At 33.2% G+C, this 12,929-nt stretch carries 15 protein-coding genes; 8 read left to right on the plus strand and 7 right to left on the minus strand.

Features of this window, described 5'->3' with window-relative positions; all coding sequences use genetic code 11:
* Positions 1 to 6 precede the first annotated feature (6 nt).
* Positions 7 to 285 carry a DUF3986 family protein gene (locus BAU23_RS05445; protein WP_000759692.1) on the plus strand — a complete coding sequence of 93 codons (279 nt, stop codon included), beginning with the start codon at positions 7 to 9 and terminating at the stop codon, positions 283 to 285.
* Positions 286 to 348: 63 nt separating this feature from the next.
* Here the strand turns inward: BAU23_RS05445 and BAU23_RS05450 are convergent, their stop codons facing one another.
* Positions 349 to 1,512 carry a cation:proton antiporter gene (locus BAU23_RS05450; RefSeq protein WP_000393882.1) on the minus strand — a complete coding sequence of 388 codons (1,164 nt, stop codon included), beginning with the start codon at positions 1,510 to 1,512 and terminating at the stop codon, positions 349 to 351.
* A 266-nt stretch (positions 1,513 to 1,778) separates the two neighbouring features.
* Between BAU23_RS05450 and BAU23_RS05455 the strand changes: the two genes are divergently transcribed.
* Both BAU23_RS05455 and BAU23_RS05460 read left to right on the plus strand, forming a co-directional pair.
* The gene (locus tag BAU23_RS05455; protein WP_000925938.1) at positions 1,779 to 2,609 is read left to right on the plus strand and encodes a MerR family transcriptional regulator; all 831 of its coding nucleotides are present in this window, start codon (positions 1,779 to 1,781) and stop codon (positions 2,607 to 2,609) included.
* Between the two features lie 100 nt (positions 2,610 to 2,709).
* A complete protein-coding gene (locus tag BAU23_RS05460; RefSeq protein WP_071734024.1) occupies positions 2,710 to 4,065 on the plus strand; it encodes an MATE family efflux transporter in 1,356 nt (451 codons plus the stop codon).
* Positions 4,066 to 4,101: 36 nt separating this feature from the next.
* Here the strand turns inward: BAU23_RS05460 and BAU23_RS05465 are convergent, their stop codons facing one another.
* Entirely contained in the window at positions 4,102 to 4,767 is a 666-nt protein-coding gene (locus BAU23_RS05465) for a DUF421 domain-containing protein (RefSeq protein ID WP_000923939.1), read from the minus strand.
* Positions 4,768 to 4,927: 160 nt separating this feature from the next.
* Here BAU23_RS05465 and BAU23_RS05470 point away from each other — a divergent pair, with 160 nt between their 5' ends.
* The 5 genes from BAU23_RS05470 to BAU23_RS05490 all read left to right on the plus strand — a co-directional run bounded on the left by BAU23_RS05470 (position 4,928) and on the right by BAU23_RS05490 (position 8,225).
* Positions 4,928 to 5,506 carry a YdcF family protein gene (locus BAU23_RS05470; RefSeq protein WP_001227664.1) on the plus strand — a complete coding sequence of 193 codons (579 nt, stop codon included), beginning with the start codon at positions 4,928 to 4,930 and terminating at the stop codon, positions 5,504 to 5,506.
* A 149-nt stretch (positions 5,507 to 5,655) separates the two neighbouring features.
* Positions 5,656 to 5,973, plus strand: coding sequence for a magnetosome magnetite crystal formation protein family (locus BAU23_RS05475; RefSeq protein WP_000678043.1), 318 nt, complete (start codon positions 5,656 to 5,658; stop codon positions 5,971 to 5,973).
* A 183-nt stretch (positions 5,974 to 6,156) separates the two neighbouring features.
* On the plus strand, positions 6,157 to 6,891 hold the full coding sequence (gene nfsA / locus BAU23_RS05480; protein ID WP_001002385.1) for an oxygen-insensitive NADPH nitroreductase: 735 nt from the start codon (positions 6,157 to 6,159) through the stop codon (positions 6,889 to 6,891).
* A 175-nt stretch (positions 6,892 to 7,066) separates the two neighbouring features.
* The gene (locus BAU23_RS05485; protein ID WP_002075289.1) at positions 7,067 to 7,612 is read left to right on the plus strand and encodes a sigma-70 family RNA polymerase sigma factor; all 546 of its coding nucleotides are present in this window, start codon (positions 7,067 to 7,069) and stop codon (positions 7,610 to 7,612) included.
* Between the two features lies 1 nt (position 7,613).
* Complete coding sequence (locus BAU23_RS05490) at positions 7,614 to 8,225, plus strand: PH domain-containing protein (protein ID WP_071733711.1); 612 nt, start codon at positions 7,614 to 7,616, stop codon at positions 8,223 to 8,225.
* 222 nt (positions 8,226 to 8,447) lie between these two features.
* On the opposite strand, the gene BAU23_RS05495 is transcribed toward BAU23_RS05490, so the two are convergent.
* The 5 genes from BAU23_RS05495 to BAU23_RS05515 form a co-directional block, all read right to left on the minus strand.
* Positions 8,448 to 9,173, minus strand: coding sequence for a sulfite exporter TauE/SafE family protein (locus BAU23_RS05495; protein ID WP_000402530.1), 726 nt, complete (start codon positions 9,171 to 9,173; stop codon positions 8,448 to 8,450).
* Positions 9,174 to 9,346: 173 nt separating this feature from the next.
* On the minus strand, positions 9,347 to 10,567 hold the full coding sequence (locus BAU23_RS05500; protein WP_000791693.1) for an MFS transporter: 1,221 nt from the start codon (positions 10,565 to 10,567) through the stop codon (positions 9,347 to 9,349).
* 19 nt (positions 10,568 to 10,586) lie between these two features.
* A complete protein-coding gene (locus BAU23_RS05505) occupies positions 10,587 to 11,036 on the minus strand; it encodes an ArsR/SmtB family transcription factor (RefSeq protein ID WP_000459092.1) in 450 nt (149 codons plus the stop codon).
* A gap of 128 nt (positions 11,037 to 11,164) precedes the next feature.
* Positions 11,165 to 12,388, minus strand: a complete 1,224-nt coding sequence (locus BAU23_RS05510) for an MFS transporter (RefSeq protein ID WP_071733713.1) — start codon at positions 12,386 to 12,388, stop codon at positions 11,165 to 11,167.
* A 5-nt stretch (positions 12,389 to 12,393) separates the two neighbouring features.
* Positions 12,394 to 12,861 carry a VOC family protein gene (locus tag BAU23_RS05515; protein ID WP_000589693.1) on the minus strand — a complete coding sequence of 156 codons (468 nt, stop codon included), beginning with the start codon at positions 12,859 to 12,861 and terminating at the stop codon, positions 12,394 to 12,396.
* Positions 12,862 to 12,929: the final 68 nt, after the last annotated feature.

Genomic DNA, 12,929 nt, shown 5'->3' on the forward strand with positions numbered 1-12,929 from the left:
ATTTTTATGAAGAAATATGATCCTAGTCAACATTATCACATCGGATATTATGAAGATGGATATGATTTAGAAGTGACGGCGTACAAAAGAATAAATGAACCAGTTTGGGATGCTTATATTCCGCACTATGAGGCAGACGACTTTTATAAAAAAGTGGAGGAAATGAAACTAGGTGAATATATAGATGATTATGGCATTATGGTGTATTCATTTAGTAATGATATGGATGATGAAGAAGCACGAACTATGTTTGAAAAATGGTTAAAAAAGAACGGGATTGTTTAAAGATAAAATGAAAAAGGAGATTACTATCTTATTAGATAGTAATCTCCTTTTATTATATGAAACTTATTTACTTGCTTTCATTGCTTTATCTTTTGCACCAAAAGTGTATTTTAACATTGGTGGTGTAATCATTGTAGTTAAAATAACGACAATAACGATTGCTGTAAAGTAATCTTGTGCTAATAGGCCAGAAGAAAGTCCTGTTCCTGCGATGATAAGAGCAACTTCACCACGAGAAACCATACCAGCGCCGATAATTGCCGAAGACTTTGCGTCAAATCCAGTCATTCGTGCACCAAATCCACAACCAATTAGTTTTGTTAATACAGCGATTACTGTTAATGCTAGGATGAACCAAATTTGATCGCCAATACCGTCAAATGTAATATTCATACCGATACTAACGAAGAACACTGGAACGAACATAGCGTAAGCAATTGGTTCTACTTTCTTTTCTACTTCATGTTTGTAGTTCGTTTGAGAAATAGCGATACCAGCTGCGAAAGCACCGATAATACCAGCAATTCCTAATAATTCGCCGAAATATGCGAATGAGAAACAGATAATAAGAGCCGCGCTCACGATAGACTCAGATACGCGTAGTGGTGATAACCAACGCATAATCGCTGGAACACCTTTCCACCCGATTAAAATAATAGAGGCGAAGAATACAACTTTCTTCAAGATAACCATTGTTAAGTTAACATCGTCTGTACCTAAGAAGCTCATTGCGAATGCTAATAAAATAACAACAAGAATGTCATCAAATACAGCTGCTCCAAGCATTGTTGTACTTTCACGTGTTTTCATTTTACCTAAATCACGAAGTGTTTGAACGGAAATACTAACACTTGTCGCACATAGAAGTAATCCTAAAAATACAGCGTTCCCTTGTTCCATTCCGATAACAAGACCGGAAACGTAACCACCTACGAATGGAAGAATGATACCTCCGAGTGCAACTGCTAAAGAAGAATTACGATTTGCGTTTAATTCTTCTAAGTCTGTTTCAAGTCCAGCCATGAACATTAAAAGAATAACCCCGACGTTACTTAATTGTGTTAGAAGCTCTGAATTTTCAATCCAACCGAATACAGCTGGACCGATAACGATACCGACAATTAATTTACCTAGTACAGAAGGTTGACCTAATCTAACACTAAGATCACCAGCAAGCTTTGTACTTAATAAAATAAGTGCAATTTGAAAGAAAAATTCGAATTCCATCTGATCATCTCCTCATCATTTTTATTTTTATCATACGATTTCTCGGAATTTGCCTAATGAAAATATGTAAAACCCATTAAACAAAGGGTCTGATTACAAGTTCTTTTGAACTCGTAATTTGAACCTGTAATTAATATATAATAAAATTTATTAAAAATCAATGAAAAAATAGCAGATTTTCATGAGAGGATTCGTTTTAGAAATGGGAGATATAGATATATAATAGGAAGTAATAAAGTTTACATATAATGAATGGAGAAAGAAAAATGTTATTAAATAAACGTTTTACCATTGGAGAAATGGCAAAAATGCATAATATAGCGGAATCTACATTACGTTATTATGACGAAAAAGGAATTTTTCATCCGTCAATTGTTGATCCGCAAACCAATTATCGCTATTACACAATCGATCAGTTTTCACTATTAGATACAATTAAATTTTTACGCCAATTAAATATCCCATTAAAGGAAATAAAAAAATATATTGATGAACGGAATCCGTCTTATGCGTTGAATTTACTAGAAAAACAACAAGAAATGATGCGAAAAAAGCAAAGAGAAATCGAGTATGCTTTGGCAAAAATGGAACATAAAATTCATTTAATGAAGAAAGCGACGAAAGCGGAAACAGATCGAATTGTAATTAAAAAGATATCGAAGAGAAAAATAACAGCAATTGCGGTTGCACCCAATACAACAGATGATATGTTTGAATATTATATCCATTCGCTGCAAAAAAATATGAAGCAAATTGATAATAGTGTATTTTCAGGAGATATCGGTGTAACAGTTTCAAAAAAAGCATTACTTCAAAATGAGTTTCAAGCGTATAGTAGTATTTTTATTCTTTTGGATTATATGCCTTTTCAAGTTCAGACTTCTGATGAAATTAAAGAAGGTTTATTTGCTTGTTCTTATCACCATGGACCATATGAAGAAACAGACGCAACGTATACGGAATTATTAAAGCACATTGATAACGAAGGATACGAAGTAAGCGGAGATGCACTTGAGCTTGCGCTAATTGACTGGTCTGTAACAGAAAATCCGAAGGAGCAAGTAACGGAAATTCAAATACCTGTTGTTAAAAAATAAATAAAAAATAGGCTTATATATTTTTTGATTCTCTATTGACCTTCAAGTAACTTTAAGGTTTAAACTGTGAACAGAGCATTGAAAAAGGAGCATTTATATGATGGAAACAACAGAAAAATTAAGAGAAAAACCAATTAAAAGTTTATTTATCACGTATTTAATACCAGCTGTTCTTGGGATGGTATTAATGTCGGTTAATATTGTGATTGATGCGGTCATGATTAGTAGAGGAGTTGGCGCAAACGGCTTGGCAGGAGTAAACGTAGCTATTCCAGCGTTTTCAATTTTCTTCTCTATTTCATTATGGATTGGAATGGGCGGAGCAACGTTATATTCCATTGCACTAGGGGAAAATAAATTGGAAAGAGCAAGGTCTATTTTTACTCAATCTATGACAGTGGCAGTTATTATCGTAGCTGGTTTAGCAGCTATTTGCTTATGGAGAATAGAAGATATAGCATACTTATTCGGCGCAAATGAAGTGATTTTACCATATGCGTTAGACTATTTACACGTGTTATTAACATTTGGAATGATATACGTGTTAGAAAATATTTTAAGTACATTTATACGAAATGACGGAAATCCTAATTTAGCAATGGCAGGTCTTGTTGTAACGGCTGTATTAAATATAGTGTTTGACTATATCTTTATTTTTATCTTTGGATGGGGTGTAACAGGTGCTGCCTCAGCGACTATTCTTTCGGCAGCGATTGGTTTCCTTGTGTTATTAACTCACTTCTTTAGAAAAAGTAGTGTATTAAAATGGACGAAATTCCATTTTGAATGGGATACGGTTAAACAAATTATGGTGATTGGTTTCCCAAGCTTTACAGCAGAAAGTACAGTTGCAATTGTAACAATTGGTTTTAATATTGCATTCGTTCAATATGCAGGAGAACTAGGTGTAGCTTCTTATGCGATGGTGAATAGTATTCATGCAATGACATTACTATTATTCTTCGGTGTTGGTGCAGCATTACAACCAATTGCTAGTTTCCATTATGGTGCAAATTTATCAGAAAGATTACGTGAAGGATTGCAGTTTGCTGTAAAAATTGCAGTAGTACTCGGAGGTAGTGCAATTGTTATCGGTTTATTCTTCGGGAAATATATTATTGGTTTATTTGATGTACAATCGCCAGAACTACTGGAGTTAACGTTAACAGGTATTAGTTTATTCTTTATTCAATATGTATTTTTAGGCTATAACATTGTATATGGAGAGTACTTCCAATCGGTGCGACAAACGAAAAAATCAGTACTTATCATAATGAGCAGAGGTTTACTATTTATTATTCCATTGTTATGGATTATGCCGAAATTATTTGGTATAAACGGAATTTGGCTCGTTATGCCAGTAGCTGAAGTATTGACAGCGATTATCGTATTTACGATGAATCGTATGAAACATCCTGTTCCGTTAAACATGGCGAGTGAGAAAGCGGCAATATAATGAAGAAAATCCCCTTGAACAAATAAGGGGATTTTTTCATTCTTTTAAACTAATCGCAAAAGATCCATCTGTCTCCTGCACAGAAGCGAAAGCAACGTTTTTAATATTTGTAACGCCTTTCTCCTTTAACTCTGCATGTAACCACTTTTCGTTTTTATGGATTAACTTTAAGTTATCGTATTGAATTTGTGAATCAACAATAAGGGCAATTGGTAATCCGGCATATTTAACATCTATGTTCAAATCTTTAGGAGTTAATGGTACAAGTTCACGCTTTGGTAAAATGCTAATGGCTCCATTCGCTTCTAAAATAGCATATTCAATTTCGTGAACACTTGGATACCCTGCAACGCGAAGGTTAGACAGTAGTTCAGCAATTGGATATCTACTTTTTTGTAAGTTCTCAAAAATAATATCACCATGTTTAATTAAAATAATAGGGTGTCCGAGAATGAAACGATTTAGTTTGTTTAGTAAGCTTAATTTTGTAAGAAGCAAATGCAAACATGTAATAACGACCATACCGAGAAAAGCTTGCAAAGCACCAGAGACTGGTATGGCCTGAAAAGCTAAATAAGATAAAAAGATAATAGCACCAAAATCATGAGGAGTTAGTTGTGCCAAAGCAGATTTACCGAGCATCTTAAGTGATAGTAAAAATAAGATAAAAAAGAACGATACGTTACATAAAAAGAGAAGCAATAGGGACACCCCTTCGTGCAAAGTTGTACTTACTGTTCCCAAAAGGAATATAAATATTACTTTTTAGAGGATAAATTAGGGTGAATTGGAATTTGTCTGTATACAAACAAATAAATGGATATTATGATGAAAGAAGCAAAGGGCATAGGAGTATATGGATATGAGAAAGAAGAAAATAATTAAGTATATTATAGGAATTATAATGGTTTGCGCGGTTTATGCGGGATTTTTACAATATAACATTTATAAGCATGGGCATATGAATGCCACCTACGATGCTGATTACATAATTGTATTAGGCTCGAAAGTAAACGGAACGAAACCATCGTACTCATTGCAATATCGTATTGATAAAGCAGCTGAGTATTTAAAATCACACGATAAAACAATTGCTATTGTATCTGGAGGCCAAGGAAAAGGTGAAGATATTACAGAAGCATTAGCGATGAAACAAGGATTAATGAAACAAAATATTGCAGAAGACCGCATTATAATGGAAGACCGTTCGACGAGCACGGATGAGAATATTAAATTCTCAAAGCCTTTAATTCCGGACAAAATGAAAAAAGGAATGATCGTTACAAACGATTTCCATATGTTTAGAGCGAAAAAAATAGCAGCAAAACAAGATTTACAATTAGAAGGTCTTCCGGCCGAAACACCGAAGCGAATTGTCATTCCATCGAATATACGAGAGTATTTAGCCATTACGCAATATTGGTTTATGAATCGAATATAGAGAAAAATAATCCCGCCTGAAATTTCAGGCGGGATTATTTTTGAGGGAAATCTTACAAATATGTCATGTTCATGAAAGGTAAAGCGATAGTTTCTAGAATGCATTCCTGACATAATGAAGATAACAAAAACTATTTAGAGGTGAATCGGATGAAAGGAAATAATATATTATCTTCACTATGTTACTTTAGTATCTTTTTTGCACCATTTTTACTGCCAATTATCGTGTACTTCGTTGCGGAGGATGAAGTGAAATATCATGCGAAAAAAGCATTTTGGTCACATATTTTCCCATACGCAATTTTATTTGGAGGATTAGCACTATCAGGAGTATACGGTTTAAGTTTCAATCAGTCTGAGAGCGTTGGAATTGGGATGGTTATAACGTATGCAGTGTTTATTCTTGTAGGGATTTACTACTTCATTTGGAATATCGTTAAAGGTATTAAGGTTTTGAAAACGGCGTAAAAATAATAGAGTACGGATTTCTCGGTAGTTTCCAGTAAGTTAATATAATTTCATTTACCGTAATAAAAGATACTTAAAAAAGAGCAATTCAAAAAGAATTGCTCTTTTTGTGCTTATAAGTTGTGAATATTGAAAAAGGTATGTTAATTTTTCATTATGAAGAGAAAAAAAGGAGTGTTTTTCATGAATGAGATTATACATAAAATGGAGCAACACGTTTCAGTTCGTAAATATAAAGAAGAACCAATTTCAAAAGAGGTAGTAGAAAGAATGGTGCAAGTTGCACAACATGCGGCTTCCTCACATTTTGTACAGGCGTATTCTGTTATATATGTAACAGATCAGGAACTAAAGAGTAAACTAGCTGAATTATCCGGGAATCGTCACGTGAAAGACTGTGCAGCATTCTTTGTTTGTTGTGCAGACTTAAAACGACTTGAAATGGCGTGTGAAAAACATGGTACAGAGATAAAACATGAAGGAGTGGAAGACTTTATCGTTGCGACGGTAGATGCTTCACTTTTTGCACAAAACTTAGCGCTTGCAGCTGAATCATTAGGATACGGTATTTGTTATATTGGCGGAATTCGTAATAACCCGAAAGAAGTGAGTGAATTGCTTCATTTACCGGATAAAGTATATCCGGTATTCGGAATGACAGTCGGCGTACCAGATGAAGAGCATGGAGTAAAACCACGATTACCGGTAGCAGCAATTCTTCATGAAAATGGATACGATGAAAAGAAATATGATGAATTATTAAACGAATATGATGAAACGATGAGTGCGTATTACAAAGAAAGATCGTCAAATCAAAAAAACGTAACATGGACAGAATCAATGAGTTCATTTATGTCCAAAGAGAAAAGAATGCATATGAAAGAGTTTTTAAATGAAAAAGGATTAAATAAGAAATAAGTAAAAAGGCAAACCTGTAATGCGGGTTTGTCTTTTTTTTGAGGAGAAATGTCTTTTTTTGCTATCATATACATAGAAATAAAAATTAATAAATTTTTACAAAAGTGATAGAAAATGAGAATGAAGTGCCAATAGTAAGTAAAAGCAGCTGCTAAAGGGGAACTGAGGAAGGAAGATGTTTATGATTTTCGATTCTGAAGAGGATTTAATTATAGCTATGAAAAAACGTGATCAAGATGCTTTGAAAGAAGTGATTGATCAATATGGAAAATTAGTTTTATACATTATTCATAAATCATTAAGTACCCCTATTGAAAAACAATATGTGGATGATTGTTATAATGATGTATTTACTATCATTTGGTTTAATATCGACCAATTTGATATAGAAAAGGGAAACTTAAAATCTTGGATGATTGGTATTACTAAATTAAAGGCATTGGAATATAAAAAGAAAGTATATAAAGAGAATAAAATCGATAAAGATGTAGAAGTAGATACAGGTATCCATGATAGGTATGAAATAGAACAAGAAGAAGAGATTATGGAAATCGTGCAAGATTTAAATAAGAAGGATCGATATATCTTTTTAAAGAGGTATATTGATGGATATTCCATTGACGATATTGCAAAAGAATTAAAAGTAACGGCTGACTATATATACAATCGAATTTCTCGTGGGAAGAAAAAACTTCAAAAACTGTGGAAAGGGAGTGTGTAATATGGATAAAAAATTATTATCGATGTTAAATGAGCTCCAATATTCAGAGGAAGAAATTACACGTTTAGAGAAAGAAGCAAATGAATCTATCAATATAGATAAGTATTATGTAAGAAATGGAGAGTTACTAAAAAAATTAACTTTACAAATGTTAGAAGAGTCAATTCGAAGTGAATTACAAGCTGATGAAGAAATTAAGAAGGAACTGTTAGTAGACGAAGGGGGTATGGTAAATAATAAAGTCATACCCAATATATTATACGCTGGAGCTACCTTTTATTATTATATCGTTTTAACAAATAAAAGGGTGATCATGAAAGGGTTAGATTACTATTTTAAAAAGACAAATGAACATAGCATGCCAATAAAGGATATACAATCCGTTTCGCAACATAAAAAAATGAAAAATGTCTTTGAGATTAAATATAATAACAATTATATACAATTTGGAAGTGTTGCGTATGCACATGAAATCGCAATGATTATTATAGAGTTAAAAAAACGCGGAGTTAAGGTAGGAAAGTATACAGATTTAGAAAAAGGTTGGATGATTTTTTTCAGTGTATTTGTAATAGCAATGGTTAGTCTCCTTGCTTTACCATATTTAATATAAAAATAAAAAGCGGCATAATAGCCGCTTTTTATCGTTTAGTTAATATTCTATTGATGGTCTTCTAGCTTTAAAATATTTGTCTTATGAAAGAACGATTATTGCTAATTGTAAACTGCCAATAAAGTTATTTAAGTTTTGATATAGAATGCCCCATCGCACTTGAAAATACAGCAATAATTTCGTTTGAACCTATCTATTATTGTGCACTATCTAAAGCACCCTCTATAACGAGTTCAAACTTTCAATAAGAAGATAAGCCCCCGTACAACTTAAAAGGATGTACGTAAATATTTTAAAAATCCGTTGATTAAGCCATTTGAAAATAATTTGTCCTATAAATAAACCTAAAAATACAATTGGAATTGCATAAAAACTTGATTCCCAAATTGTTTTGTTAGTGCCAGTAAAGAGTATTTGAGTTAGTAGACTAATGAAATATATAAACAGATAAAAAGCCAATGTAGTTGCTCTCAACTTCTCTTTTTTCGTATCAGTTCCTGTAAAGTAAAGTAACAGGGGTGGTCCTGGCATACCGATACTTGTCGTTAAAAGACCGGATAATCCACCCACTAAGAAATCTCTAGATTTTGTTGATTTAATCTTAAAGTTGCATATTAGCATCAACGTTAATAGTAAGAGCAGGATGCTAATTGCTAATTTAAATGTGTTGATGTTAATGGAAATGAAAATTAAAATACCAAAAGGAACACCAACTATACTTCCGGAAATTAATCTTTTCAGTAGAATAAAATCAATGTCCATTCTTATTTTCCAAATGAGTGATATGGAAATAATTAATGATAAAATGATATTTATTTGTATAGCTTCTTGTGGTAGAAATAACATGAGTAAAAAAGGTGTTGCCATAATAGAAAAGCCAAAACCTGTACTTGTTTGTAAAATAGAAGCTACTAATATAATACATATGAAAATGAATATAATCTCCAAAATAGCCCCCCTACATAATTAAATCCAATAAATATTTTAACATAAAGTGAAATTTTAATCAGTGGGGGTTTTGTTCATCCCTACACTGATTATTAGCCACACCAATCCGGGATCTTACTGCCCGGCAAATAGCGGGATGAAAAGCGGAAAAATAGCCGTTTTTTATGTTGCGGTTAATATTCCAAAGATGACCCTGTAGCTTTAAAATATTTTTCTCGTGAAGGCGTCATTACCCGGATTGCTAATAAACAGGAAAGGAAAAGAATGAGTAACGAGCTAATGATTACAGTAATTTGAACGGAAAGAAATTGTGCGGATGCCCCAATTGCTAAAACGAAAAAGATTTGGATGAAATTTTTTATTGAGTCAAATACGCTATCAATACGTCCTATCATATGAACCGGGATGTTATTTTGATAAAATGTGATAAAGCCAGTACCAGCAAATGATGAAGAAATGCCAAGTAAAATGAAACCGCTCGCTGCGATTATAAATGAATTTGAAAAGGCGAAAATCACATAGCCTATTGCTGTGAAAATCATACCGAATCCGATACAATGTTGAATTGGTAATCGTTTGGCAAAGAGAGAGACAAGAAATGAACCGCAAACGTACGCAGCACCAGTTATACTAACAAGCATGCTATATTCTATATCGGATAAAAACAGTACTTGTCTTGTGAAAACAACTTCTTGTGAATCGAGTGCCATAGAAACAAGCATAGTAGCTTGAAATAAAACGAATATGAGAATAATGTAAGTTTCCGTTCGAGCGAATGAAAAAACTTGTTTCCAATCGCTTCGTAATGTTTGTACGAAAGTATTTGCAATCTCTTCGTTTTGCTTTGTTTGTAATGTAATGTTTGGCAAGAAGTAAATGAGAATAGTAGAAAGTAGAAAGGAAAGTGAGTTGCAGTAAATAACAAAAGATGCTGAGTACGTGGTGAGAAGTATTCCAGAAAGGGCTGGACCGATAATAAAAGCCCCGTTTGTAAATAAGCTATTCCAAGCGTTAAATTGAGCGCGTTCTTCAGCTCGTATGAGCATTGTTTTATAAGTAAATGAAGCTGGATCGAAAAATGATGTAGCAATACGAGTCAAAAAGATAAAAATATAAATGGCCCAAATAGAATCAAATAGTGGAATACAGCCAATGAGAGCTGCTCGAATGATATCTGTGATGAGCATAATGGACCGTTTGTTTAATCGATCGACTATACTACCAGACCATATTTTTGTAACAACGGTAGCAATTGGACCAACAATCCATAATCCTGCTACAGCAGCAGGGGAGTTTGTGCTATTTAACACCATTACGTTTAGGGCGATGAGATACATAAAATCACCTAAACGAGAAATTCCTGTTCCCGACAATAATAATAATTTATTTTTCATAAGCAGTTGGACCTTTCTTTCATTGTTTTTTAATCCTGCAGGAAATAGCGTATTCCTCTTCGGAGTTTGATTGGCGAGCGGTTTTGTTTTCCCAGCGTAATAAAACTTGTGTAACTTCCCAAGTAAGCTGTTGTAATTCCTCTGGAGTTAAAAATAAATGAGATACAATATGACTGCCTGTATTCGTTCCCTCTGTGCCGCTTTCTTCAATATAGAAATGAGCAGATTTTGCCTTGTAATATTTTTCAATAATTCCTCGTTTTTCTTTCGTTTCTACTAATTCAAGTAATCCTCCATCATATAAAATTTGAACGTGATAATGAACGCTACCAGCAGATTTATTTAGTTTAGTAGCTACTTGCTTTGCAGTGAGTGCCTCGTCTTTTAAAAGGTGAAGAATTTGAATACGAGTTGCATTGGAAATGAGCTTCTGCTGCTCAGCTGAAATAGTAAGTCTATCGTCAAACATTATGGTATCTCCTTTCTTATAATCTAAATTTATTGTACATTCTAAAAAATTAGAACGTAAGGAAAATAAATCGCCTTTTTCCTTTGTATTTCGACATAAATAAAAATAGCATGTACATATACATGCTATTAAGTGATAGTAGATTCTTCACTAAGTTCCCCGCGATAAAACAAGAAAAGCCATATAAAACTAATAAAAATACAGCATATAGCAAACAAGCTACCAATTACTTGAGGAGAAAGGATTTCTAAAAGCCATCCTGTAATAAACATAGATAACTGTATAAACGATCCGTAGATGGAATAATGAAATGAAAAAACTTTACCAATCATGCTTTCTTGCGTATACGTTTGTAGTAATGTCGTATCAAGTGGAACGATGATTCCCCCTGCTATACGCATACAGAGTAATGTAATGATACCGATAATAAGTTGATCGGATAGAATGAATCCGAGAAAGAAAATTCCTTGTAGTAAATAGGTCCAACCAAATGCTCTTTTCATTTTGTTTTCATTTTTAGACATATAAAGATTAACGAGGAGACTGGCAATCATAAGCCCAGCCCCTTGAATCGTATATAAAATACCAATGTTAGTGTGGAAGATTTTTTCGGCATAGATTGTTAGAAGTAACTGATAGGCACCTCCAATAATGCCCCATGAAATGCCGACAAGAATTAATGTTAAAATAATTTTGCTTTGTAATATGTATGTATAACCATCTTTTATATCAGTAAAAAATGCTTTTTTCGTGGTAAAAGTATCACGAGCAGGAATACTCATTTTATAAATAATATAGGCTGAAATAAAGTATGATAGGCTATTAATAAAAAAGGCAATCTCGATACTTAAAGATTGTGCAATGATCCCACCTAAAGACGCTCCCATAATAGACATAAAACCATTGATTGTACTAGAAAGAGAGTTAGCGGTTATTAAATGTTTTTGAAGTACGATATTTTTTAGAGTTGATTGCTTAGCAGGCTCGAATAAGCAAGAGAGTACTGATAAGCATATATTAGAAATGAAAATAATTTCAATTTTGTAGACTGCTAATAAATAAGTGAGGACGAAAATTCCTCGTAAAATATCGGTGAAAATCATAATTTTCTTTTTTGAAAAACGGTCTACAATTCCGCCAATGAATGGGCTCAGAAGAAGTTGAGGTAACCCCTTGCTCATAAAGGTGAGTGCTAACATAAATGAAGATTCTGTTATGCTATAGACGAGTGTTAATAAAGCGACAGTATGAAACCAATCCCCAAGTACACTTAATGTTTGACCATAAAATAGTTTTTTGAAGTTTGTATTTGTTCTAAGAAGTGTGGAATAAGAAACTGATTGCACTGACATAAAAATTAATCCCTATCTATTGGCGATGTTTGTACATGCTTTTTCCATTCACTTAAATACATTTTCTTTGCTTTAGGTAGTCCAACAGGTAATTGTGCAATGAATTCTAAACTATTCCCATCAGGATCGTTAAAATATACGGAGGCGTGTGCTAATTCTGGAAAAACGATTGGCTCAATTGGCTCCATTCCAAAGTCTTTTCGCGCTGGAATTCTTTTCTGTTTGAGCCAGTGTATTGCGTTTTCTAAATCGTGTAAGCTTACTTGGAAAGCGATATGTCGTAAGGATGGATGATAATTGACTTTGTGTTCTTTTCCTTCCCAAAGACCAATCCAACTTTCATTTTCTACAATCCAAAAGAAGGCGATATCTTTGTCTCTTTTATATAATTTTAACCCCAGTGATTCATAAAAGGGTATCGAAATTTCTAAATTACAGACAGGTAAATGTGCTTCATAAAGACCTTTAATCATTATAATCCTCCTTAGTAAAAATGTTTCTTATTCCATAGTAAACGATTTCTTGTTAGTTGAAATCACAA

This window comes from Bacillus nitratireducens, assembly GCF_001884135.1.
GTDB classification, from domain to species: Bacteria; Bacillota; Bacilli; order Bacillales; family Bacillaceae_G; genus Bacillus_A; species Bacillus_A nitratireducens.

What these genes read in the sequence shown, in the direction of transcription:
- BAU23_RS05470 (WP_001227664.1), top strand. Translation starts at nt 4,928, where the DNA reads ATGAGAAAGAAGAAAATAATTAAGTATATTATAGGAATTATAATGGTT.
- BAU23_RS05510 (WP_071733713.1), bottom strand. Translation starts at nt 12,388, where the DNA reads ATGTCAGTGCAATCAGTTTCTTATTCCACACTTCTTAGAACAAATACA.
- BAU23_RS05460 (WP_071734024.1), top strand. Translation starts at nt 2,710, where the DNA reads ATGGAAACAACAGAAAAATTAAGAGAAAAACCAATTAAAAGTTTATTT.
- BAU23_RS05445 (WP_000759692.1), top strand. Translation starts at nt 7, where the DNA reads ATGAAGAAATATGATCCTAGTCAACATTATCACATCGGATATTATGAA.
- BAU23_RS05500 (WP_000791693.1), bottom strand. Translation starts at nt 10,567, where the DNA reads ATGAAAAATAAATTATTATTATTGTCGGGAACAGGAATTTCTCGTTTA.
- nfsA (WP_001002385.1), top strand. Translation starts at nt 6,157, where the DNA reads ATGAATGAGATTATACATAAAATGGAGCAACACGTTTCAGTTCGTAAA.
- BAU23_RS05450 (WP_000393882.1), bottom strand. Translation starts at nt 1,512, where the DNA reads ATGGAATTCGAATTTTTCTTTCAAATTGCACTTATTTTATTAAGTACA.
- BAU23_RS05490 (WP_071733711.1), top strand. Translation starts at nt 7,614, where the DNA reads ATGGATAAAAAATTATTATCGATGTTAAATGAGCTCCAATATTCAGAG.
- BAU23_RS05505 (WP_000459092.1), bottom strand. Translation starts at nt 11,036, where the DNA reads ATGTTTGACGATAGACTTACTATTTCAGCTGAGCAGCAGAAGCTCATT.
- BAU23_RS05475 (WP_000678043.1), top strand. Translation starts at nt 5,656, where the DNA reads ATGAAAGGAAATAATATATTATCTTCACTATGTTACTTTAGTATCTTT.
- BAU23_RS05485 (WP_002075289.1), top strand. Translation starts at nt 7,067, where the DNA reads ATGTTTATGATTTTCGATTCTGAAGAGGATTTAATTATAGCTATGAAA.
- BAU23_RS05455 (WP_000925938.1), top strand. Translation starts at nt 1,779, where the DNA reads ATGTTATTAAATAAACGTTTTACCATTGGAGAAATGGCAAAAATGCAT.
- BAU23_RS05515 (WP_000589693.1), bottom strand. Translation starts at nt 12,861, where the DNA reads ATGATTAAAGGTCTTTATGAAGCACATTTACCTGTCTGTAATTTAGAA.